This window comes from Amylibacter marinus (assembly GCF_030160015.1).
Classification (GTDB): domain Bacteria; phylum Pseudomonadota; class Alphaproteobacteria; order Rhodobacterales; family Rhodobacteraceae; genus Amylibacter; species Amylibacter marinus.
The window spans coordinates 15324-40757 of sequence record NZ_BSNN01000007.1; the positions used below are offsets into that span (position 1 = coordinate 15324).

General features: G+C 51.4%; 16 protein-coding genes. 11 read left to right on the top strand and 5 right to left on the bottom strand.

Going from position 1 to position 25434, the window contains the following annotated elements:
* Positions 1-61 precede the first annotated feature (61 nt).
* The 8 genes from cpaB (at position 62) to QQL62_RS11275 (ending at position 13492) form a co-directional block, all read left to right on the top strand.
* Positions 62-766: a Flp pilus assembly protein CpaB gene (cpaB, locus tag QQL62_RS11240; protein ID WP_284379117.1), complete on the top strand. Its 705-nt coding sequence runs from the start codon at positions 62-64 to the stop codon at positions 764-766.
* A 5-nt stretch (positions 767-771) separates the two neighbouring features.
* Entirely contained in the window at positions 772-2667 is a 1896-nt protein-coding gene (locus tag QQL62_RS11245; protein WP_284379121.1) for a TadA family conjugal transfer-associated ATPase, read from the top strand.
* Between the two features lie 9 nt (positions 2668-2676).
* Entirely contained in the window at positions 2677-3534 is an 858-nt protein-coding gene (locus tag QQL62_RS11250; RefSeq protein ID WP_284379124.1) for a type II secretion system F family protein, read from the top strand.
* On the top strand, positions 3531-4397 hold the full coding sequence (locus QQL62_RS11255; protein ID WP_284379129.1) for a type II secretion system F family protein: 867 nt from the start codon (positions 3531-3533) through the stop codon (positions 4395-4397). The genes QQL62_RS11250 and QQL62_RS11255 overlap by 4 nt, the downstream gene beginning before the upstream one ends.
* Before the next feature lie 77 nt (positions 4398-4474).
* On the top strand, positions 4475-8068 hold the full coding sequence (locus QQL62_RS11260; RefSeq protein ID WP_284379131.1) for a caspase family protein: 3594 nt from the start codon (positions 4475-4477) through the stop codon (positions 8066-8068).
* A gap of 88 nt (positions 8069-8156) precedes the next feature.
* Positions 8157-8966, top strand: a complete 810-nt coding sequence (locus tag QQL62_RS11265; RefSeq protein ID WP_284379133.1) for an FHA domain-containing protein — start codon at positions 8157-8159, stop codon at positions 8964-8966.
* A 15-nt stretch (positions 8967-8981) separates the two neighbouring features.
* The gene (locus QQL62_RS11270; protein ID WP_284379135.1) at positions 8982-12353 is read left to right on the top strand and encodes a hypothetical protein; all 3372 of its coding nucleotides are present in this window, start codon (positions 8982-8984) and stop codon (positions 12351-12353) included.
* A gap of 17 nt (positions 12354-12370) precedes the next feature.
* A complete protein-coding gene (locus QQL62_RS11275) occupies positions 12371-13492 on the top strand; it encodes an SH3 domain-containing protein (protein ID WP_284379138.1) in 1122 nt (373 codons plus the stop codon).
* 26 nt (positions 13493-13518) lie between these two features.
* Here QQL62_RS11275 and QQL62_RS11280 read toward each other — a convergent pair whose 3' ends face one another.
* From QQL62_RS11280 to QQL62_RS11290, 3 genes are all read right to left on the bottom strand, one after another.
* On the bottom strand, positions 13519-14157 hold the full coding sequence (locus QQL62_RS11280; RefSeq protein WP_284379140.1) for a YjbF family lipoprotein: 639 nt from the start codon (positions 14155-14157) through the stop codon (positions 13519-13521).
* A gap of 2 nt (positions 14158-14159) precedes the next feature.
* Positions 14160-16262 (bottom strand): YjbH domain-containing protein, encoded by a 2103-nt coding sequence (locus QQL62_RS11285; RefSeq protein WP_284379143.1) that lies wholly within the window; start codon positions 16260-16262, stop codon positions 14160-14162.
* A 130-nt stretch (positions 16263-16392) separates the two neighbouring features.
* Positions 16393-18267: a polysaccharide biosynthesis protein gene (locus QQL62_RS11290; protein ID WP_284379146.1), complete on the bottom strand. Its 1875-nt coding sequence runs from the start codon at positions 18265-18267 to the stop codon at positions 16393-16395.
* Positions 18268-18490: 223 nt separating this feature from the next.
* Here QQL62_RS11290 and QQL62_RS11295 point away from each other — a divergent pair, with 223 nt between their 5' ends.
* Positions 18491-18985, top strand: a complete 495-nt coding sequence (locus QQL62_RS11295; RefSeq protein ID WP_284379149.1) for a lasso peptide biosynthesis B2 protein — start codon at positions 18491-18493, stop codon at positions 18983-18985.
* Positions 18982-20682, top strand: a complete 1701-nt coding sequence (locus QQL62_RS11300; RefSeq protein ID WP_284379152.1) for an ABC transporter ATP-binding protein — start codon at positions 18982-18984, stop codon at positions 20680-20682. The genes QQL62_RS11295 and QQL62_RS11300 overlap by 4 nt, the downstream gene beginning before the upstream one ends.
* On the opposite strand, the gene QQL62_RS11305 is transcribed toward QQL62_RS11300, so the two are convergent.
* A complete protein-coding gene (locus tag QQL62_RS11305) occupies positions 20679-22844 on the bottom strand; it encodes a GumC family protein (RefSeq protein WP_284379155.1) in 2166 nt (721 codons plus the stop codon). The two genes, QQL62_RS11300 and QQL62_RS11305, sit on opposite strands and share 4 nt — an antisense overlap.
* 148 nt (positions 22845-22992) lie before the next feature.
* Between QQL62_RS11305 and QQL62_RS11310 the strand changes: the two genes are divergently transcribed.
* Entirely contained in the window at positions 22993-24123 is a 1131-nt protein-coding gene (locus QQL62_RS11310; protein WP_284379158.1) for a nucleotidyltransferase family protein, read from the top strand.
* Here QQL62_RS11310 and QQL62_RS11315 read toward each other — a convergent pair.
* A complete protein-coding gene (locus tag QQL62_RS11315) occupies positions 24120-25382 on the bottom strand; it encodes a glycosyltransferase (protein WP_284379163.1) in 1263 nt (420 codons plus the stop codon). The two genes, QQL62_RS11310 and QQL62_RS11315, sit on opposite strands and share 4 nt — an antisense overlap.
* Between the last annotated feature and the right edge of the window lie 52 nt (positions 25383-25434).

The following is a 25434-nucleotide window of genomic DNA, read 5'->3' on the forward strand; positions in this document are numbered from 1 at the left end:
CTAAAATGGTGGATTAGTTTTTCAACACCGCATTCTAGCGAAGAACGAATAGGGGATTATTTTGAACAAGCTTATAATTTTGATTGGCCTGATTGTGGGCGGATTTGCAGGTTTCATGGTTTATGGCAAGCTACAGGATACCGAGGCGAAACTGGTGCCAAACACCTATCTTTCCTATACCAACGAGGCAACAGAACGTCTGCTGTCTGGGGCGCAGATTGAAGAGGCTCATTTGGGTACAATTCAGGTGCCAAACCAAGGTGATATCTTTGGTCTAGAGACGCAGCTAATCGCAGATACGCCTGCCAACCGCACGTGGTTGATCGGCAAGCGTTTGAATGCCACGATCCCCGCGGGGCGTGTGCTAACGTATGATCTGTTCGAAGATCTGGATGTGGATCGTCTGGATTCAGTGGTGGCCATCGGCAAGCGTGCCTTTACCTTTAAGGTTAGCAAGCAAAGCTCTTTGGCGAATCGTATCATCCCAGGGAACCGCATTGATATTTTAGCGATGATTGTTTTGGGCCAAGAGCGTTCAAAGACGGTGAGCATGCTAGAGGATGTGAAGGTAATCGCGGTTGGTAAGTCATTGACCTTTGATCAATTCCAAAGCGATGCGCGCGGTAACTATGACACCATCACCGTTGAAATCTTGCCAGAGCAGGGCGAGCAATTGGCGGCGGATCTAGAGGATATGTCGGGGGATCCCATTGTATTGCTGCGCAACCAGTGTGATACCAGTGAGCCTAGCCCAAGCTGCGGGTGAGCGGCATGGATCTTATTCTCGAAGTCAAGTATCCAGGGGAATCCAAATCTGAGAAGTTCGAGCTTGATAACGGTGTCTATGTCATCGGCAATCAAGAGAAGAGCGATAAGGGCAAGCCCGTTCAGATCAACAGCCCCTTTGTAACCAAAGACCACGCCTTGGTGGAATCAACCAAGGCGGGGTGGGTGATCACCGCGCTGAAGCCGCAAATTCGCATGCGTTCTTCGCAGGGCAATCAGCTGTTGGATGTGCGCGATCCGAAAAAGGTCGGGCCCAATTCCGCCTTTGTTGTTGGCAATATCGAGTTTCAATTCCTAGCAGCAGAACAAAGCCAGCGCGCGGCCAAGGATGATGGCCCACGTCAAGGAGCCTCGCTAGATGCCTTGATCAGCGATGTGCATTTGCGTCTGACCAAAGAAACGCAATTGCTGACCCGTATCGAAAAGCCCGATACAGAAGATCCCGAGTATATGGCGCAGGTGCGCGAAATCCTGAAGAAGCTGACCGAGACCACGCTGGGTGGGCTAAAGGGTACGGATCTTCATGAGCTAGCTGGTGATGCGGCCCGGCGTGATTTGATCTATCGCCATTTGGGTGGTGATGGTGTGCTAACCCGCGAAAGCGATGTGGCCGATTTTACCGATGCGGACAAATTGGCGTTGGATAAAATCCAGAACACAATCTTAGGGAAGCTGGACATCAATGATCATGGCGACTCTGTAGAGGTTTTGGCCAAGATCAAAGAGAATTATCAGGTCTCTTTTGCGAAGAATTCTAAGAGCTTTTCAAATTCAGTCTTGCGCAAGCTGCTACAACAGACATTGGTGTCCTCGGTGGATGCTGTGGTGTTTGGTATTGGCCCGCTGGAATATCTGCGCGAGAATGACAATATTTCCGAGATCATGGTTATTGCCTCGGATAAGATCTTTGTCGAGCTAAAGGGCAATCTGGTGGAAACCGGCCTGTCCTTTGTGGATGAAAAATCATCAACCACAATCACCAGCTATATCGTTGGACGTGTGGGCAAGCAGATCAACGTGCAAAACCCCTATGAGGATGCGCGTTTGTTGGATGGATCGCGTGTTAACGCGGTGGTTTCCCCCGTGGCGATTGACGGAACGGCCCTAACCATTCGTAAATTTTCCGCCGAGAATTTGGGTGCAGAGCAGTTTATTGAATGGGGCGCGATGTCTGCGGCCATGGCCAGCTTCTTGCGCGGCTGTGTAGTTGCCAAGAAAAACATTGTGGTGTCTGGCGGTACAGGGACTGGTAAGACCACGATGGTGAACTGGCTGGCCACATTGATCCCACCGGACGAGCGTATCGTTACCTGTGAAGATGTGGCCGAGCTACAGCTTGGTTTGCCACACGTGGTACGCCTAGAGGCGCGGCCTGCATCTGCGGATGGCGAGGGCGAGGTTTCTATTCGCGACTTGGTGAAAAACTCGTTGCGGATGCGTCCGGATCGCGTGGTGATTGGTGAGTGTCGTGGCGGCGAGGCGTTTGATATGCTTCAGGCGATGAATACCGGCCACGAGGGATCGATGACCACGTTACACGCCAATAATGGTGTCGAGGCGATGTCGCGGATGGAAAATCTGGTGTTGATGGCGGACCAAGGTCTGCCCATTGATGCGATTCGTTACCAAATTTCTGGTGCGGTGGATTTTGTGGTACAGCTAAAGCGTTATCCTAATGGGGCGCGTAAAATTTCCGAGGTCTGCGAAATTGGGGGTATTGATAAAACCACCAATCGCATCGAGGTAAGCCCGATTTTTGAGACCCGTTATGATTATCGCGATAGCAAGGCCAAGGCGAACTTTGCCTTTGCGGGGACAACCCCCGAGGGGATCGAGGAAATTATCAAAGCAGGCTTTGATGCTTCAGAGCTGAGTTTTTAGGATATTAAAATGGAACTGTTTGAAAATACCGCGATATTGGCCGTTATGGCGACCTTGGGCGCGTTTTTGTTTATTATAGGTATCTGGTTTGGCTTTCACAAAGAGCTGACCAGCGCCTACAATAGCGCGGCAGATAAATACCGCGATACATTCGTGCTGGAGCTGCAATATCCCAACAATGTGCCAAAGGTTTTTGGCATGTATTTGCTGGCCACTTTGGTGGCTTGCTTGCTGGGGGTTTTGATCAATCCGGTCTTGGTGATTTTTGTGCTGGCAATCGCCTATTTCCTACCGGGCATCGTTTATGACGCTAAGAAGATGGAAAAGATCAAGCGTGTTAATCAGGTCTTGCCCAATGTTTTACAACAGCTGGCCGCCAACACCAAAAACACCGGGTCTATTTCTATGGCATTGCAAGAGGTGGCGATTACTGCCCCTAAGCCTATGGATTACGAGCTGGCCCTAATCAGCCGCCAAGAACAAGAATTGAAAAGCTTTACCAAGGCCTTGGCCAACGCGCGCGAGCGGCTGGATAGCCAATGGTTTGATATTGTGACGGCGGTTCTTATCACTGCAGATGAAAAGGGTGGTAAGGCCAGTGCGGCGCTGGATAACCTATCTAAGGTGTTCCAACAGCTGATTAAAATGCAAAACCGTATCGATACCGCCACCGCACAGGGGCGCATGTCGATGAAGATGATGTTGGCCATGCCCTTTGTTGTGATCGGCATTGTTTACATGGTTGATCCGGGTCTATTGGCGCTGGCGGTTAGCAATACGGCAGGCAAGGTGATGCTGGGTGCGGCCACTGTATTTTATTTAGGGTCGCTGTTTTTGGCGATTTGGTTGTCGAAGGTGAAATTATGAGTAATCTTATCCCCCTTATTATGGCCCTTGCGGGGGCATTGGTCACCATTGGTGTGCTTAGCTGGCTTTGGAAGCCAGGGGTGGAAACCTATAAAAAATTCCAAGAAGCGATCAAATTCCACGATCCTATTGGTGCCGCTGTAATTGCCTTTGCGGGCGAGGTAGAGGCCGAGGATGAGGCGGTGGATTATACCCAAGGTATTTCCAGCGAGGTTCACGAATTTCTCGACCTAAACAAAGAGCAATATGCCCGTGGGGTCAAGAATTTCACCATCTTTATGGCGGTCTGTTTCCTGTTGGTTGCGTTTTTGTTTGGCGCGGCGCTGATCTCTTGTATCATTATTGCGGCGATTGCGGGGGTGATGACCTATTTCATCACCACCTTTACCGCCAATGACCGCATCCAATCGCAGATGACAGAACAGGTGCGCCAGTTCCCGTTCTTTTTGGATATTTTTCTGCTAACGGTACAATCAAACGGCAATATCGAGGATGCAATCGAAAGCTATCACAGCATTTTCGGGCATAATGAAATCGCCCAAGAGCTGGTTATCCTACGCGAGGATTTGAAATCGCATGATTTGATCGACAGTTTCGAGCGTTTGCGTAATCGTGTGGGCAATGAGGGGCTGCGTAATATTTTGGGTGAATTGACCCAAAAGTTGCGCACAGGTACAGAATTGCAGAAAACCTTGGAACAACAATCCGAGGATATGCGGACATTAAGGGAAGAATTGGGCGCGCAGGCCGCCGAAAGGTTGAACGCCAAGTTCAATATTCCCGTTATACTGAGTGCGGTGGCGGTTTTGTTAATCTTCCTCTCCCCCGCGATTGTTCAAATGGTAGACAGTGGCTTCCTATAAGCTTTGAAATCAAGGGATTTTAGGGTAGACTATGACTCGTTACTGTTCTGCTTTTAGTTATATATTTGGTGCTTAGCGTGAGACGTTTTCTGAAATCATCGCATGTAGTTATATGTGCATTCGTAGTTTTGTTGGCGGGTATGGTTACCGGCGGGCCGATTGGTGCGCAGACCTTCCCCGATGTTTCGAGCAAAGACAGCGGGGTCAAATTTGGTCTTGTGATTCTAAACTCGACCTATGATGCTAGCTTTGCACCGGTAGAAGAAACCGACGCTAACCGCGATAGCATCAGCTATATTTACAAAAACCTTGGTTTTTCCAAAGATAACGTCGTGTTCTTGGAAAACCCAAATAAGGGTGAGATTTCCGCATCTCTGGCGCTGTTGAACAGTCGCATGCCCAAGGGCGCATCGGTTTTGGTGTATTACCACGGGAATTCCCTAACCTTGCAAAAACAAGAGGGCAATCTTCTGCTTTTGAGCGGGTTGCGCATTCCGGGGTCTTCGGATCAATTTTTGTGGGATCGCCGTCTGAAACGTGGGGCATTCGCCTTGGCGGATTTGGTGGACGGATTTGCCCAAGGCAGCCATGTCACCGTATTTTATGATGCCTGCCGCGCCGTGCCATTGGATGCGGATCCCGCTGCCAGTCATTGGAAGATTATCAAAAACCAGCCCTGTGATCTAGCGCCTGTTACTGGCGCTAATGTGATTTATGGCCACCCAAATATTCCCGCTGGCGGCTATCTGGAAAGCATGATTGTTGCGTTATCAGAGCAACCAACCCAAAGTATTGAAAGTTTGGATCTAAGCTTGCGCGAAGCGGCTGCGGATGAATTCGGGGCGGAAGGTCTGGGCGAGAGCCTGTTGCGCAGCGGGGGTGCCGGTGTTGGCGGGCGGTGTTTGGCCAAGTCAGAGATTGATGGCGTTCTAAGCTGTTTCCAAGAGGCCAAGCCAGAGCCCGTAGCCGTGGCCGAGGTGCCCAAAGAGCCAGATCAGCCAGCCCCAGATCCACAGGTGACAACACAGGTTGCATCTGATGGGTCGGTTCTGCCCCGTGCCAAGGGTTTGCAGATTGAAATGAGCGATGAGGAAAAGGCCGAGCTGGCCGATATCGAGGCCGCTGAAAAGGCCAAGGAAAACGCCGAGATCGTACAGGTTACGGCTACCGCAGAATCTGTAGCGAAGAAGAAGGCTGCAATGGCGGGTAAGTTGGCAATGGCGGCGGCATGGAAAGAGGCCAAGGCCTCGAATGCCTGTGCCGATTATCAGGTCTTTTTAGAAACATACCCCAAGGCATTTCAGGCCCGCAAAGCCAAAAAGGCCCTTGCCGGTACCTGTGAAGGCCCAGTGGGCGCTGTTGTCGCAGAAAAATCAGAGTCCCCAAAAGAAGACGTGAAGACCACCGAAGCATCCGAAGAGCCGAAAGAAGAGATCAAGGTAGCAGAGGCACCAAAACCAGAGGCCAAAAAGCCTACAGCAGAGCAATTGGCTATCGCATGGGCGGCGGCCAAGAAATCTGACAAATGCGCAGATTACGAGGCCTTTATTGCGGCGCATAAGAACGCGTTGCAAAATGTTGCGGCCCGTCAAAAGATTGATTCAGGAACCTGTAAGAGCGACGAAAAAGTTGTGGTTGCCCTTCTGCCAAAAATCGAAGACCCAAAAGATGAAGTGGCAGCGAAGGACGATAAACCCGCCAAAAAACTAAGCTTTACCGAGGCATGGGCCGTGGCGAAAGAAGCACATACATGCCATGCATATATGCAATTCCGCGAAGATTACCCCAGCACGGTTTATGCATTCCGCGCAAAAACATCCGCATTGCGGGTGTGTTCTAGTGAAGAGCGCAAAGAATTCACAAAACAAAAAGAGGCCAAAGAAGAGGCACTGCGCATTGCCGCCGAAGAGGCCAAAAAGAAGGTGATTGTTGCGGTAGTACCAAAGATCGTTGAGCCAGAGGTGGTGGAACCCAAGGTTGAAGAGCCTAAAGTTGTAGAGATTGAACCAAAGGTAGAAGAACCCACCCGTCCACAAATATTTGAGAACAACAAGCGCTATGCGTTGATGATTGTTAATGCTGCATATGACGAAGCATTGGGGCCTGTTGCTGCCAGCGAGGCGGATCGTGATGCGGTTTTGAAGATGATCAAGGATTTGCAAATCCCGGAAGAAAATATTTTGGTTTTGCAAGACCGCGAGAAGAACGATTTGGAAGAAGAGGTCTTCGAGTTTGCCTCGAAGATGAAGCCAGCGTCAGAGCTGCTGTTCTATTATTCTGGCCATTCGATGACTTATCAGCAGGATAATTCAAACCATATCATCCCGTCCAATTTCACAACGCCAACCACGGGTCAAACACGCCTCAGCAAGCGTCGCTTTGCCGAGCGTACAATCCCGCTGAAGTCCATCACGCGCTTTTTATTGGAAAACAATCCTCGCCAGTTGGCAGTGATTTATAATGGCTGTGGTGCCCAAGCGTTGCCAAATGAAAACGACGAGCCGCACTGGGAATTTTTGTTAAAACGCACCTGTAGCAATGAAAAGCTGGTGGGGGCATCGGCCTTCTATCCGGTAAAGGACGGGCAGATTGCCGCGGCGACAATAGGCGACAATCAAGCAGACCCGCGCAGCCCCTATATCAGGGGTCTGACCGATGCCGTAAGCAACAATCTGGCGATCGATTTCAAAGATTTGCAGGTGAAGGCATTATGGTCAATCGCCTCAGAGGCCCGCAAGGCTAAGCTGAAGGATTTCTTGCAAGAGCCGGTGCTGTTGAATAACCCAGAGGTGGCGGCCGAGAAGGTTGGCTTTCGCTGTTTTGCCCAGCTAGAGGCAGATGGCGAGACATTTTGCTCTAATCTAGAGGGCAATTCGATTATCGCCGCCAAGCCAGAAGAGAAGGTCGAAGAGCCAGTGAAAGAGGCGATCACGATTGCCCCAACGACGGGTGCGATGATTGCCGATTGGGATGCCGCCAAGAGCGCAAACACATGCGAGGCCTATCTGGGCTTTAAGGCGAAATACCCCAATTCTGTTTATGGGTTCCGTGCGGATGCGCTGATCAAGGATCGTCAATGCGAGATAGAGCCTAGCGCACCAGAGGTGGCCGCCGTGCCAAAGGTTGCGGCAACCGCATTTTGTACCGCAGGTACCGAGCAGAATCCCAATGGCGTGCTAAAGCGCGAGGGTTTCCGTGCCTTGCAGGTGAAATTGAACGCCGTGGGCTGTAATGTAGGTGCGCCGGATGGGGCATGGGGCCGCGGTTCACAGGGGGGATTGGACAAATATTTCCGTCATGCCAAGATCAACCCAGATAGTAATCTGCCGACCTGCGCTCTGCTGGATGATTTGCAGAAATTGCCAAATACGCGGATTTGCCCTTTGGTGTGTAACAGCAATCAAGATTTGATCGCCGGAAAATGTGTGACACGCAAGGTTGCCCCGAAAAAGGTTGTGGCCACCCCAGCGCCTACTACGACCAAGCCGAAAACAGAGGTGAAGAAACCGACACCGGCACCCAAAAAGGTAGAAGAACCGGCCAAGGTAGCCGAGCCAGCGCCAGAGCCGATCAAGAAAAAGACGAAGAAAAAGAAAAAAGTGAAGGTAACCGTTTGTGTGAAGAAATTGGCAAACGGGAAATGCGCTGCAAGCTTGGGGGGGCTTAGGTAATGCAAAGCTGTTTGAGAAAGAAGAAAAAGGATTTGCCTAAAAACAAATCTATGTTCTACTGTAATTTAAATAAATTGGACGAGTACAAATGTCAGAACTAGTTGAATTAATTGTTAAAGACGGGCCGCAAATCGGTCAAAAGATCTCTATTCCTGGTGATGAATGTACACTTGGCGGCAAAGGTAGCGGGGCAGACATCGAGCTGTCTGGTGTGCCATATGGCGTTAAATTTGCAGAGCTGAAACAGACAGCTGGCAAATGGATACTGATTGAGTTTGAACCAAAGAGTATTTTGCTAAATGATCAGCATCTAAAGCGGCGCAACACGCTAAAGAATGGTGATTTCATTCGGTTGCCTAGCCTGAAAAAGGGCCAGAGCTATCGTTATGATCTGGCGTTGACGGTGCCCAAGAAAGAGAAGGCCACGAAAGAGAAAAGCGCCTCTGCTATCAGCCCGGCGATTTTGATCGGTGGCGGTGCCTATGTGGTTTTGATGCTGTTGGTTGGCATGTATTTCATGATGAACGCGGGCGGCAATGCCACCAGTCAAGGGCAATTACAGATTTCACAGGTTTTGACAGCGCTGGACGAGGATCTAAAAAGCATTGACACCAGCAAAGATGCGGCCCGCATGGAGGTGGCGCTGTCCAATCGCCCCGAAACATTCAACGAGCTGAAGACATTCTTGCAGGCCGGTCTATCCGAAGAGGAAAAAACCGCCCTAGAGGAAGATTTCAAGAACCAGGTTTTAACGGTTTTTTCAGATGCTTGGCGCATGGAGCAACAGGAAAAATATCCTGATGCGGCAGAACTATATGGGAAGGTTATTGCCATCATGGTTGATCGCCATCTGAAGACCACAGAAATCGCGCTCGATCGTCTCAGCGTATTACAATAAGAATTAGGGGAAACAATGTCCGATCTATCCGGTGCTCTGCACGATATCCTTTCGCAGGAATTTGAATATGACCGCGCGCAAGCCTATGAATTTGGCTGGTGTACAATTGTAGAGGCCGAGGACCGCCTATCACGCAGACCAGTGCGGATCTATGTTCCGCGCGATGATGTTTGGGCAAATGGCAATGCGAAAAAAATCATTCGCACGCAATTCAAGGATTATTTCAAAGAGGCGTTGCACGAATGCTTGCCAGAGGCGATCGAGCTGATTGAGGGCAAGAATGCCGGCGGGTCGATGTTCTTGGTTACGCGCCGTTCTTCCGAGAAAAACATGATGGCATCGGAGCGCCGCGGCGAAGGTGTTGATTGGGCACAGAACGATAAATTCAGCATGCCAGAAAAACTGGGTGCCATGCGCAAGCTGGTTCAGGCGGTCAATATCCTGCATGAATTTGGTATGATTCACGGCGCGCTGGGGCATCAAACCCTGTCTTGTATTCGCGAGAGTGAGACATTGCTGTTGCAGGTTGATCTGTTGAATTTTGGCGATATTGCCGCAGAAGAACCAGCGCAATCGCTGTTCTTTGAGCCGGCCTTTACAGCACCAGAGGTCTTTGATGGAGGCAGCGAACCGCCCCAACAAAAGGACAAAGAAAGCGACGTTTACTCGCTAGGGAAGTTCATTTTGTATTTCCTGATGGGGCCAGCCCCATTCATTCAATTTTTCACCAGTGATGAAGAAGCCAGCGACGATCCGCGTGAAATTTCAGGCAAGCTGACAGATCACATTCTATGGACAAACTTAGCCCATTCAGACCTAGAGCTGGATGCGGGTAAATTGTCGATGCTAACCGGCGAAAAAATCAGCCCCGAGATTTCCGAATTCATGAATTATGCGGTCTCAATGGACAAGGGTGTGCGCCCTGATGATGCCGAGATTCTATACCATGGTTTGATGACCATCATGGGTGGTGATATTTCCGATGTTGGCGTGATGGAGGTGCCCACGGGTGCGGCGCGTTCTGGCGGTGGCGGTGGAACCAATCCGCTGTTGATCGGCGGTATTGCGGCGGCTGTTTTGGTATTGGCCGGCGGTGGGTTTATGCTTATGCAATCCAATGCCAAGAAAAAAGCTCTTGAAGCGCAATATGCGGCCACCGGTGCTGCCTGTTCGACCTTTGGTCAGAACGTGGCAAGTTTGAAGGAAAGCCGTGTGACCTCTTTGTCCGATTGGGCAAATGTCGAATTTTTCAACGCGCGGATCAGCGAGAATGGCAAAGACGAGGCCAAGCTGTTAGAGACCCAAGGTTATTGTGAAAAAGGCAATGCCGAGGTTAACAAGCTGCGTGGTGATCTAATTGCACTATTCAAAAGCGATATCCAAAACGGAATTGATAACAGCGTAGAAGAGGGCACAGATTTCTCGGCCCTTAGCGTGGATGACATTTTGGCCAGTGCTGCGGATGCTGAAAAAGCGCGCAAATTCGATCAGATCGAGGTTCTCTTGGGCGGATTGGCTGATGAAATCAACCAACAACGTAACACTGCTTTTGTATCTGGGCTGGAACAGGCGACATTGGACAATGAGGTTGCCACTCAATTGCTACAATCAACGAAACAATCCAGCGAAGAGAAAGGATTGCTGTCACGTGTGCGTAACGTAGCGCCATTAGCAATTTCTAGTGAAAATCTGGCCAAGAAGAAGGCGGCATTGTCGAAATTGCAGGCCTTTGATTTGAAACGCCTGACCAAGGCGGGGGACGAGCGCTTTAGCGCAACCGAGGCAACCCTAGCCGCATTGGACAAAGCAGACGCAGGGGATGCCAACATTGGATTCAAAGATGCCAGCGATGCCTTTGCAGAGCTGAAAGCGGCAGGTCTACCAGAGCAAACCGCAGGGTTTGTGGGCTTCTTCAACACATTAAGTGGCCTAGATGCCAGCCTGGGACAGATGTCTTCACACATGGAGGGTCTGGCCGCAGAACTGCCACGCCTGACACAAAACATTGAATCTGCACTGGAAACCGCCAATAAAAACAAATGGATAGACGAGCCGCAAATCGCGACTCTATCTAGCCAATTTGTGAACCGTGAGTCATTTTCGACCTATAAAGATTGGTCAATTCTGAGCAAAATCAGTGGATCTTTGGCCGGTGAAATGGACAAGCTAGAGGCGCAATGGGCCGAGGGCCAGTCTGCCTGCAACGCTATGATGTCCAGCATCGAAGGTGTGAATGGCATCGAAAATACCAAAATCTGGGCCGAGCTATCGTCTATTTTGAACCACATCAAATCTGTTGATACGGCCAATATGGTGCGCGAGGATTTCCAAAAATGTGAAACCGGTTATGGGCTGGCCAAGCGTGGCAACATCGAATTAGATGCCCGCGAATTGCTAGAGGAAATTAAGGTAACCGAGGCTGGTCTAAAAGAGGATGGCGTTGGGTTCTTTATCCCAGAGTACACATTTGCGGTATCAGAATACGAAGATCTGAAAGAGGTGAATATCCCGCATGATCAGACCTCTTATGATGATTATGCCTCTAAGGCCTATGCCGTCATTGCAAATCTGGACAAGGCCAGCGATGCATTCGCCGCTGCACAGGCCACGAATGGATCATTGCAGGGTCAGTATGATGCGTTGGTCACAGATGTTTCGGCATCGCCCCTGGCCAGCCACCCAGAATACATCAAGGTTGCCGCCACATTGGCACCTGCAGATGCAAATATCCTAGAGAAAAACGCATCCCTAACGGATGCGATCGCCGCCGTGCAATCTCTAATTACGCGCTTTGATGCGGGTGAATTGATCAACTGTGCGTTCGATGCTGGCTATACACTGCATCCGGTTATCCTAAGTGATGAACAGCTGATCCAAGGGTCAGACGCGGTGAAGAAGGCCGCTCTGGATGCGGGTATCGCGCTGCCGGCGAATGATAATACATCGCTTGGATTCTGTATCGATAGCAAACCTGTAACAATGGCTGAGATGCAGACCTTCAATGACTCGCTGCGCCCACAACAGGGGGATATCAAAACCGAGATCGCCAACGTTCAAGAAGGCGCGGCAGGGACAGCGGTTAATATCTCTTACTGGTTGGCGCGCCGCTATGCGGAATATGTGTCAAAAACAGTTCAGAAACCTGTATGTGTTGCCCCCGCGGTCGCTACGGTTTTGGCTAAATCCCAAAGTGGAGAGGCCATTTCTGTACCGGTTGGCGAGTTGTTCTCTGATGCATGTGGTGCGGAATCGGCCATTGGCAAGAATCTGGTGCTGAATGATATTGGCGGCGAGATCAACGCAAGCTGTGTGTCCAACAACAGCCTGCGCCCAAAACTTGGGTTCAGAATTGCGGCAGGCGATATCTGTGCGCAATCTGCGCAATAAGGTTGGGTGTGAAGGGGATGATACCAAGCTTCAAAATATTGGTTACTGTGTCTGCTTTGGCCATTGGGAGTGGCAGCGCGCTGTTTGCGCAATCCGATTTAATCAAAGAGGATTTCCAAACGCTCAGTGCCGCTTTTGAAATGATTGCCACGGATGAAGACAAAGCACAGGAAATGTACCAAGGATTGATTGCATCGACAAAGACCAGCGATGCAATCAAACGAGCCGCAACCGAAGGCGAGGCTTATGTTTTGGTACGCAAACTGGAGCAGGTCTTGGTAGAGGCCAAAACCAAATCCGTGCTGCGGGCGCTGTCTCGCAATCGTCGCGCGGCAACCGTAGATTACCTAGAGGATGCATTGGCCAAATATAACACAGGCACATTGCAGTTCTTATTGGCCAAAACCAATGTTCTTGGCACGGACAAGACGCCTCGTTTTGATGATATGCCCATGGCGGAGGAATATGCCCGCCTAAAGCCAATGCCCGATGGTTTCGAGCTTGCAAAGCCCGCACCAAAGGTTGTGGAAAAACCCGCCGAAACGGCATCAACCGCCGTTCCCGCGTCTCCTGCGAAGCCGGTTGCAAAAACTGCTACCGTGGTTAAATTGCCAAACACGACATATTATGCCAAGAAAAACACCAATATTCGCAAGGGCCCAAGCACCCAAAGCGCAATAACAGGGCAGGTGAAGCAAGGCAGTAAGATCATTGCGATCGAGCGTCATTCTATTGCACGCGGTGGTAAGTGGCTGCGTATTAAGGGCGGCAAAGGATATGTTACCGCCGCGAACTTTGGCTTCGAAGCATTCCCAGCGGTGGCTAAGCCTACAGCCGTTGTGAAGCCTAAAACAGTGGTGCCTGCGCCAAGGAAACCGGCCCCAAAGCCCGCTAAGTCAGTGGGCAATTCTAAATGCAACAAACAAGCATTAGCTGTGCGGTTTAAAACCACCGGTCCAACCAAGGTTTATCGCGATACCAAGGGCACCGTGCGCTTCAGTTGGGGTGCGGGTAATACGATTAAATCAATCGTTGGATCGACTTCTGGCTATTGGATTATACGTCTGGGCTCGCCAGCGCCAAACGTGCCCTGTGGCTATATCAAGCAAAATTCGCCAACGCTAAAGCAAATAAACTAGGGGGTGCGCCGACGTTGGCGCGACCCCTAATTAACCCATTCAATCACTGCAAACCCCATTTCAAAGCTGACCCACTGTTCAGCCTTGCGTGGCTCACCCGATTTGTCGCGCCAGATGCGATTTCGAAATGCGTTGCTGGCATTGCGACAGGTTTCCTCAGTCAGGGTTGTTAGATAGTTTTTGCCGTGCACTTCGATGGTCTCAGTGGCGGTTTTGGTTTCTTCGCAGTTCACAGTAAGTGTGCGAATTGAATTGGTCGATGACAAGAACCGATAAACCCGTTTCCCGTAACCAGTTTCGGCAGACATCAGATCAAAGGCCAAACCATTTGTCCCGGTTAACTGTCCGCCATTGGTGGTAAAGGACTGCTGGGATTTAGTTCGATAATTAACATAACCACCATTATCTGAAATCTGGGTTCCATAGCTCTGGTAGCCAATGCGCGGTACAGAAACCAGCACTACCGACGTTTTGATCGCTTCTAGGGATTGTGCTGATACGGTCTTTTGTTGCACTGGGCCTGCCTTTTGCTCTTGGCGGGCTTTTACAATGGCCTGTGTGATCGCACCGCCAAAAATTTGTGGGCGCTCCTGGCCTTTTGACCCGCATGCGCTGAGGCCTATCCCAGAAACTAATGCCAATAGAACTGCGTTTTTACGTGTCATAACTACTTCCAAAATCTGGCCCAAGAGGCCGACGCCGCTGTGGCGTGTGAATTTTCAACTAGGCCATAGAGGCGGTTCTGCACCCTTAGGCGCGCGCCACCATCACGCGTAAGCGAGGCCAATGTATTTTCGATAGAGCGTCGATTTTGTTGACCAGTAACCCACCCCAGCGGGATTGTCAGGCTCAGACCTTTGTCAAAACTGCCCTCACCGTACTCTTCAAAGGGCACATCCGTAAGGGTGGCATAGGCGCCCACCTTCCAACCATTACCAAAGGTTCGGTGTAGCGATATGGTACCACCCTTGTCGCCCGCCAGATATTGCCCCACATCCAATTGCGCCACAAATCCGCGCGGCAAATCCAAATATGCAGAAACATGGCCCGTGACCACATCGTAATCTTGGAACCCAAAGCGCTGGTCAAAATCACGTTGCTTCACATAGTTCAGCTCGGCCCCAAACCCCCATTTACTGTCGGCTGGTTTCCATAAAATTTCACCCGAGACACCACCATACATTTTTTCTAGATATCCTACGGTCACGCGGCCATAGGTATCGGGGCGCACCTTAAACAGATACTCGCCGGTCAAGCGCTCCAGAGAGGGGTCGCCTTCGGCATTGTAGCGTCCAGAATCGGTGCGCACCCGGTGTAGACCATCGCTGACTACATCGTCGAATGATACATCATCATGTTTCAGATTCTTTACGATTGATCCGGCAAAGGTTAGCCCGGCGCGCGGTTGATAGGCCCCAGATAGGCGAATGCCTGCACTGACTGCAAAGGGGTTGCTGGCATCAAAAATACGTACAGAAACAAAAGGCGCCAAAGACCAGTTAAACGCGGGATACAGGCCAGAAACAGCCCCCTCGCCTGATTCTAGTAGACGAGCATCGTTGATTTCCACTCGCCCGGCCATCATGCGCGCGGCATTCGGATGGTTTTCGAACTCTTCTAGGTCACTGCGTTCGATATGAAATGCGGCGGTGGCCAGCCCATCAACCATAGGTACCACAATAAATTTTTCTACGGAATCTGGAAAAACGCGGGCCATGGCGCGCGCACTGCGCCCTACCGCCTGAGCGGTGGATACATAGCGGGAATTGCGCACGCGAATTTCGGCGGTTTCGCCTGAAAAATACAGACCTTCTAGCGCCATGCCATCGCGATTCAGAATCTTGTCCAGTTGTTTGCGCGCTGTTTGCGAGATCCCGTTGATTTTTGTCCAAGAGGTATCGCGATCGATATCAGGGCCGCGCACGGCAATCGGGCGGGGGGCACGCTCGGCGATCCCACGGCCGCGATGCGGGTTTAGAGATGTGCGCACACTAAAACCCAACTCAGAGCCATACATGTGATAGGCGCCCAACGTCACACCCCATTTGGTGTCATATTCCAGCCCGAAATTCAGCGATGATTTGCGCTCAAAGGTTGCCTCGGTTCGCTCGCCCGCAATGCGGTTCTCGCGGATATAACTATCGGAACTATACTCGGCCTTTAGTCGCAGGTTCTTAACAGGTGTTTGCCATTCAATCCCCGCAAATCCGCCCACTGGCCCTGTAAACCACTCGCGGTATAATAATGTTCCACCTGGATTGCCTGAGGTATCTCTCTGGAATTCATCGCTGTTGGAGAAACGGCCCCAACCAAGACCCGCGGTGACCTTTAGCTTGGTGCCAATGTTCTTGGTACCCACTAGATATTGGCCGCTATAAATCCCCGTGCCCAGAAAATCCCGCAGGCCAATGGCCACTGCGGGGCGATATTTTGCCTCGTCTAGCAGGCGATATTGCATATCGAAACTGCGATCATAGGTGTCGCCGCCCTGTATCCAATTGGCCAATCGGGTATAGCGGAATGTACCCGACAGGCGCGGCAAAATCTGAAAGGCAAATGCCCCACGTGTGGTGCCCGCAAAACCAGCCATGGTAACACTTAGCTCGCCGTCAGGTTGGCTTTCGGCGGTAGGCATATCAATTAGGCCCGTGCCACCATAATGGTTGGTCGATGCCCCAAAGCCCAAGGTTTGCGCGGTGATTGGGGTGGCGAGACACAAGGCCGAACAGGATGCCAGCACCCCAGCCAGTCGCGTAGAAATTATATGCACGGATTTCCCCATTTTCGGCCTCAAAATTTTCCCTCTGAATAGCAGACCACACCGGCAATTACATCAAAATTCCGAGAACAGACAGCAGGAGTGAAAAGTGTGTTTTTTAGGAGACGCCTACGTCTTCGGCCTAGGTATCGCTGCTGGCGCGGGCAATTTCATGGCCGGCAACATGGCGCATAATGATATTTCGCATTGCATCTGCATCGCCAGTTTGGGCTGCCACCTGTAAATCACGTAGGAAATTAGCGACTTCTAGCTCAGACAGCTTTTCTTCTTGGGCGCGCAGGATTTTAGCATGGGGTGTGGTCAGCATATCTGACCCGATCAACAACTCTTCATAGAGCTTTTCACCTGGGCGAAGACCAGTAATTTCAACAGCAATATCCCCATCTGGATTTTGCTCATTGCGCAGGGTGCGCCCTGATAGGCGGATCATAGTTTCTGCCAAATCAACAATTTTAACAGGTGCGCCCATATCCAGCACAAATACATCGCCACCACGCGCATAACTACCCGCCAGCAGAACCAGTCGCGCCGCCTCGGGGATAGTCATGAAAAATCGCGTAACATCGCCATGGGTTACAGTTACCGGCCCTCCACGTTCGATTTGCTCGCGAAACAGCGGGATGACCGAGCCAGAAGAGCCCAATACATTACCAAACCGCACCATAGAAAACAGCGGCGTTTGATGGCGCGAGGCCAAATCTTGGATCACCAGCTCCGCCAGACGTTTGGATGAGCCCATCACATTGGTGGGGCGCACAGCCTTGTCAGTAGAAACCAGAATAAAACGCTCTAGCCCATGTGCCAGCGCCGCATCAGCCACCACCTTAGTGCCGTGAACATTGTTATACATCCCAACGGCCTCATTGGACTCGACCAAGGGCACATGCTTATAGGCTGCGGCATGCAGTACGATTTCCGCTTCAGCGGTGGTGAAACAATTGCCAACCTGCACAGGATCGGTCACCGATCCTAGCCGGGCGCTGAGCTTGATCCCCGCGGCATGGGCCACCTCGGACAATTCACGCTCGATGGAATACAGCGCATATTCTGAATGGTCAAAAAGGGTTAGGTGGCGGATGCCGCAACGCAGCAGTTGGCGCGCCAACTCGGATCCGATAGACCCCCCCGCCCCTGTGATAACGACCGATTTTCCGGCATAGGTCTGGGCCACCTCAGGTAATTCCAAATCCACCAGATCGCGCCCCAGCAGGTCATCCAGCGAAATGGGCTTCAGGCTCTCTACCAGATCCTGTTTGCCATCCAACAAATCAATAAATGACGGCAGGGCCAACACCTCGCAAGGCAGGTCACTTAGATCACGTAGCAGCTCGCGCCGGCGGCTATCGGGGGCAGAGGGGATGGCCACCACCACACGCTCAATACGGCGATCCGTGATGGTTTTTTCGATATTGCGCGCGGAAATAACAGGTAACCCGCCCACGATTAGCCCAGCCAAGGCAGGATCATCATCCACAAAACAGACCGGCTTTACCTCGCTGGTCATGGCTAATGCGGCGGCCAACTGGCCCCCTGCCTGACCGGCACCGTATACCAGAACCCGCTTGCGTATGGTTTCATCCTCGAACATCAACAACAGGATTTTCTGCCCCACCAACCGCGCCGTGACGCTAATGATAAAAAACAATCCCCCAAAAACCACAAAGGTGGACTTGGCGATCGTCACAGGGAACATGGCCGTAACCAGCAACCCCATCGCGGCCAAGCTGAGCGAAGCCAACGCAGATAGAACAATCCCGTGGTTTTCATAGGCGCTTAGCTTGATACGTGGCAGGCCGATGAAGGATACCAGAACCCCACCTATCGCCATCAACAATGGAAACAAAAAGGCCGCCTCTTGCAAGGACGCCATGGGCACCGCCGCCTTAGCATCAAGGGCCAACGCCAGATAAAGAGCGGCCAGAATTGTTATGCAATCAAAGAGGATCAGGATCCGGCGCTTTGATCTACGCGAAAGGTTTCGGATAAAATTTTTCATTCCGGTCTTTCCAGTTCCGTTTGCAATCGGCCCGCGATCCAAATGGGTATTTAATATCTTTGCTTGGAAATTCAAGCTTAGCTGTCAATATATTAGCTTGTTTCTCTCAAATAGCAATTCATCCTTGGGTTGTATTGCGCCAAGACTATGGCGACTTGCCCATGCGCAGCACCTCCTATAAACCGACACAAAACTTTCTAAGCCGTTAACGATAGAGACTCACTTGCCATCAATTATTCGCACCCTGCTGCGCAAATTTCGATTTTTGCTAAAAAAGCCTCTGTTCACATTGGTCTGGTTGCCCGCGGTTTGGTTAATGTTGGGCGCGGCGCGGGCGATGATTCTTACGGTCGAGTTTCGCCGCCTTGCGCGGTTATTGGGTCGTCGCGAGGGGCTGATGAGCGCTGTGCCGCTGTTAACCAAACCCCAGAAGCGCCGCGCGCGCCAAATTCAAGCAGTGATCAAATTGGCCGCGCGCTATACCCCCTGGACCAGCAATTGCTTCCCACAGGCCATCGCGGCCCGGGTTCTGTTGGGTCTCTATGGCGTGCCCTATATGATGTTTTTTGGCGTTAACAAACAGGGCAAAAACAATTGCCTTAAGGCCCATGCTTGGGTGGTCTCTGGCCCCTGTGCGGTGGCCGGCGGCCATGCCTTTAATGAATACACTGTGGTTGGCAGCTTTGGCGCAGATTCTTGGCAAAAGGCCGGCTCATGATTTTCACCCGCTTTCTATCCCTGCTATGGCGCCATTCCCCACGCAAAACCGCGCTGATTTTTGCCACCACCACCCTCGCTGGGCTAACCGAGGGCATTGGCCTGTTGTTGTTGGTGCCGCTCTTGGCCAGCCTACAGAGTCAATCAGCCGACAGCGGGGGAATGGCCGCGCGCGTCGGACAGATGGTACAACAATTTGGCGTCCCAAATACCACCAAGTCTATCGTGATGATTTTTGTGGGCCTTGTGGCCTTGCGCGCCATTATTGACTATCTGCGCTCGGTGGTTTCTCAGCGGATCCAGCTAGAGCTGATGGACGATCTGCGCAGCCAGACCTTTGCCGCCCTGTTGGGGGCACAGTGGAAATGGTTGCTGGGGTTGCGTAAATCCGATCACACCAGCCTGTTGCTAAATGATATCGCGCGCATCTCTCAGGGTCTGTCTGTATCCATACAGTTTTTGGTCAATATTGTGCGATTAGCAATCTATCTGCTGGTGGCGGCGGCGCTGTCTGTGCCGATGACTGCGGTGGCGCTGTTGGTGGGCGTGATCGCGGCACTATTATTGCGCAAGCAACACAGCCGCGCAGGCCAATTAGGGCGCAGACTAAACAATGCCCACAAGGTGATGCAACAGATCATCGACGAGGGCTTGGGTGGGATCAAGCTGACCAAAATTCTGGGCAACGAGCACCGCCACCGCCAGGTTATGGAACAAATCATGCAAAACCTGCGGGATCAGCGGCTGGCATTCACCCGCGTGAACGCCCGTGCGGGGGCATTATTTCAAGTGATTATTGCGCTGTTTCTGGCGGGATTCCTGATCATCGGGCTAGACTATCTGACCCTACAGATGGAAAGTTTGCTGATCTTGGTGCTGATCCTTGCGCGTGCCGCGCCGATGTTTCGAAAGCTACAGTCGGACATAAATATCCTGCTTCACGCAGAGCCCGCACTAGACAGCCTGAGCCAGACCCTATCACAGGCAGATCAGCACCAAGATACCCCAGATCAAGGCGCAGAGGCCCCACTTGCGTTGAACCACACCATCCGCCTAAAAAATATCTCTTTCTCTTATGGCCACGAGGGGCGCTATGCCCTGCGCGACATCACGCTGGATATCCCCGCAAATAAAACCACAGCCATCAAAGGCGCTTCTGGCTCTGGAAAATCCACATTGGCGGATATGATCATGGGCTTGCTGACCCCAGATACCGGCGAAATAACCATCGATGGTCAGGAATTAACAAGTGCCAACCGGCGCGCGTGGCGCCAGTCAATCGCCTATGTGCCCCAAGATGTGTTCCTGTTTCACGATAGCATTCGCAATAACCTGTTATGGGCGCGTATGGATGCAGATGATGATGCCCTGGAACAAGCGCTGCGCAAGGCCGCGGCAGAGTTCGTATTTGATTTACCCGATGGGTTGGATACGGTGGTGGGCGATGGTGGCATTCGCCTATCGGGTGGCGAGCGTCAACGCATTGCGCTGGCACGCGCCATGCTGAATGCACCAAAGCTGTTGATCCTAGACGAGGCAACCTCTGCGCTGGATCTGGAAAATGAATTACGCATTCGCGATTCCATCCAGACCTTGCATGGTGATTTAACGATGATCATTATCGGCCACCGCCTGCCCACATTGGAAAATGCAGATCAGATTATCACCGTTGATGCAGGGACTGCTACAGTGGGCTAATCGGCGGTATAGTAGCTGTTCTTACCATAGTAATAACCATAGTTACCGCTATAGCCGTATTTCTTGACCTTCTTCACGTCCACCATGTTCAGGATCAAACCATCCACTGGGGTGCCCACGCTTTCCAGCATATTCAAGCCTGCGCGCAATTCGGACTTGGTGGTACCATCCCACAATACCGAATACACAATACTGTCTGCATGGCGCGCAATCACACGCGCATCCGGCACCGCCAGCACAGGTGGCGTATCTATGATAATATAGTCATACTCCTCGCGCAGCCGCGCCAACAGATCTATGAACTTCTGAGAAGAGAACACATCCGTGGCATTAGACGATGTTTTATCACCGGAAATGATATGCGGCCCGTTCTCCATTGGCTTGATCAAGCAATCCTCTAGTTCTGCCGTTCCCATCATCAGAGACACAAAACCAGGATAAGAGCCAACATCGAAATATTCCGAGAAAATCCGTTTGCGGATATCGCACTCCATCAACAGAACCTTTTTGCCCAGCCCAGACATATTCTGCGCCAAGGAAAGAGAAACAGATGTCTTACCCTCTGCAGGGGTTGAAGACGTAATCATAATCACCTGCGGCTCTTTCTCGATATCAGCCAGCAAAATCGAGGTGCGCAAATTGTTGACCGATTCACTAAACGCAGAGGTGGGGTGATCCTGCGTATAGGTCAAAACATCCTTGCGGGTTTTCACCTTTAGTTTTGGCACCACACCCAAAACGCGCAGGTTGGTATAGTCTTCCAATTCCTCTGGCGCACGGAATGCATTGTTCATGATCTCACGAATGAATAATATTCCTATACCCGCACCAATGCCCATCAACAGTGTCAGCATCATAATCACGCTGCGCCGCGGGGACGTGGCGCGCCGTGGGGTGGCCTCGGACAACAAGCGTGTGGTGGGGGCAAACAAACCCTGTTGCAAGGTGATCTCTTTCAGGCGGGTGATAAAACTCTCGTAGAGCAATCCATTGGCCTGCAATTGGCCCTCTAGCTGGCGTAATTTCAACAAATCGCTGGACTGGCGCTCGACCTGTTGCTTCAGCGCCTGCTCTGAAATTGATAATCCCTGTAATTTTTGTGTTGCACTGATCGATTCAACCTTCAAATCCTGCATACGGCGATCAAGGCTGGTATGGATATCGGTCAAGTCCCAACGGGTATTGCCCAAAATAGGTGCAAGAGCAGCGTAGGCAGGACGCGTAGCAAAGGCGCGCAACTTTTCAATATCCTGCTCGGCCAAGGCCAGTTTAGCCAGCTCCATTTGTACATTCACACGGTCGATATCCTCTTGGTACAGGCTCAGACGTTGGCGCATGTCCTTTAGCTGACGGTTCAGCGCCACCAAGTTTTCGGCACTGACCAGATCTGTGCTATCTTGGAATTCACGCAGGCGATTTTCATCCGCATCAATCTCTGCCTTCAGCTCTGCCGCTTTTTGGCTCAGCCACTCGCTCGCCTTTTCGGTGACGTCGAATTTCTGATCGATGCCATCTTGGATGTAGACCGCGGCCAAGCCATTAGCCATGCGCACAGCCTCGGCGCGGTCGGTTGAACGTGCGGTGATTTGAAACGCGAAGGTGCGCTCTACAGGGGAAAGTGCAAAAAACCCATTCAGGCGGCTGATCAACCCTTCCTGCACTTGCTCATTGGTTAGCACAATCTTCTCTTGGGGCTTGGCATCCGAAAACAATCCCCAGACAAATTTACGCAAACTGAAGTCCTGCAAGAAAGACTTCTCTTCCTCAACAACCGCCTCACGCAGGTTGGGATTGTACTTTGGATCATTCATCAAATCCAAATGGTCGACCAGTTTTTTCATCATAGATCGCGAACGAATAACCAGCATCTCCGTGTTGATTTTACCCGTATCTCGCACATTGCCGCTGATCAGATTTTCAGCAACCACACTTTGTAAATTAACCACATTCTGGCGTTCGGTTTCCATAACCAACAATGCCGTTGCAGGATAGATTGGTACCGCCACACGAAAGGCATAGTAACCACCCAGCGTGAACCCAACAAATGCAGTGAATGCAACAATGAATTTACCGCGCCACAGAACCTTTAGGATCCAAAACAGATCAATATCATCTGCATTCGCTTGTGATTTTACGGCACTCGGTACATTTGCATTTTTCACGGCGTTCAATTCCTTAATATACCTAAACAACAACAGGGCTCTGGCCGAGCATTATTTTGCAACCAGTCTCCTAAATATAGTCAAATCACTGGATGTAAACCACCCGCCCCGATATAGTTCGTACAATGACAAAAAAAGAGCCAAATCCGTGAATAAAATAACAACCCTCACATATATTTCTACAGTTTTGCGTTATGGATATTTTGGCCGCGGCACGGATCAACAGCTGGCCGAAACCCTGATCCTGCTCAGTAAAGACTGGGAAAAAACGCGCAAACTGGCCCGCGAGAGCCGCGTTTGGACCAATCTGGTGGCCCTGCTGATCGAGACCAAAACCTGGCATCCCTTGATTCCCAGCGCGCTAAAAAGCGAGCTGAAATTCGCCTATCTGCATCACTTGGCACAGGGTCAGCAAAGCAAAGAACAGCTGATAGAGATCGCGGATGCCTTTCATCAAAACACAACAGATCCCATGATTGTTCTCAAAGGCGGGTTGCGCCTGCTTGATGATCTATACCCCAGCGTTGCACACAGGTTTTTGGCCGATTTGGATTTCTACTTTCAAGGCACCTCAACTCTACGCCAGTTCCAGCAAATGGGATATGCGGCACAAGACCAAGCCTTTGACCTTGCCACGGCAGATACAGACTATTTGCGCAGTGCGCGCAAGGCCCACCACCACCTGCCCGCGCTGTTCAAACCACCCTATAAAAAACGCGTAGAGCTGCACCAAGATTTAATCGCAAAACATGCACAGGCATTCATGCCCAAAAGTCTTGCGACCAACGCCCAAGAGGCCATGCCTGGCCTATATGCCCCTAGCCCTGTGGATCAGCTGATCATTAATATCATCCACAGCCAATACGGCGATCAACGCGCCGTTCATGCCAATTTTAGACTGCGCAATATCTTCGAAGGCTATTTGCTGTATCGCCGCCTAGACACAGACCAACAGCGCGCGCTGGATGCACATTTTGCCGCGATTAACCGCCCTCAGGATCTGGATTTTTGGAAATACCTCTGCATCAAATTTTGCGGTGCCGACGAGTTAAGCGCCCCCCATTCCCTAAGCCTAAGGATGCGCTATGCGCTCTACACCTACACAAACCAAAATTCGCCGTTAAACAGCCTGCTGTATTTCGGCTACTTCATCACAGATTTCATGCGCTATGGCCTATGGGATAAACAAGAACGCCAGCGCATCGTCAAAAATCTGCTGGGCCGCGAAACCCGCATGCGGTTTTTCAAGAAGCTAGGCCAAATTGTAGGGCGCCCCTAGCCCAACACCCGCGCCATCAAGTCAGCTACATTCTTCGCCATATTCTCGGCCGACCATTTTTGGCACAAGGCCACGGTATCCGGTTGTGCCATATTGGGCAGATCCGCAATCCATGCGGCAATCGCATCGGTATCGCCATATTCAAAACTGCCCCCCGCACTGTCCTCGCGGATGATCCGTGACAACATCGCATCATGTGCCCCTAGATTCAAAATCGGTGCCCCCGCGGGCAGGTAGTCCAGGAATTTTGACATGATCGAGATTTTACCCAGATCTTCATTATGTAACAACGACAGGGTCGCATCGGCCGATTGCAATAAATCCACGGTCTCGGCGTGGCTAAGAACCCCAAGATCTTTCACCATTTCAAGACAGCCCAGCTCTTTGGCCGCCGCTGTGGCCAAATGCGCATCATTGCCCGCACATAAAATTTCGCAGGCCACAGCGTGTTTTTCCTGCGCCAGCTTCACAGCCTCGATCAAAGGCGCAATCGGGCGCTCACCATTATAAAAAGATCCCGTATGGACCAGACGCAATTTTTCGCCCTGACCGCGCGCCGCACGCGCGTCCAACACGGCCTTTAGCTGCGTCTCGTCAAACACCGCGCCATTGGCAATTGAAACAATATCCGCATCCGGATAAAGCCCGCTAAAATACTCCGCAAAGGCCTCAGATACCACCACAACCGCATCTGCGCGCTTGACCACCCAAGCCTCGTATTTACACAGCAATGATCTGCGGATCGCCCCCATGGTGTTCTTTTCTGAAATCCAGCTAAGTGGATCGCGGAATTCAGCAATCCATGGTACCCCCAAGCGGCGCGCCAGAAAATAACCAGCCAAATGCGAAGACGCGGTGGGCGAGCTGGAATAGACCAGCTCAAAATCATTCGGTATCGCCTTGGCCATTTTGCGCACACCCAGCGCCCATAGGATCGAGCGATCCGGAAAAATAACCGCATTCGCCAACGCTTTTAATCGCCCCAATACCCGTTGGCGTAGGCTTGGCGCCTCGCTGGATGGCGCGATAATGCGCCCATGTGCCTGTGCAACCGGATCCTTGATGCGCAACAAACGCCCACCCTGATTATCCAATGGATCAGCCAGCCCGCCCTTGCGCAGGCTATACCCATCCTGCACGGTCACAACAGTGGCGCGCCAACCTAATGGTTCTAGATGCGCAATCTGGCGGGTGGCACGCACCGCACCAGGGGCGCTGATCGGGGGATAGGCATAGGCAACCAAAAGATAATTTTTCATAAGAAATCCTGCATCAATCACTCAGATATCTGCCTTGGTTTCAGTGGCCTGT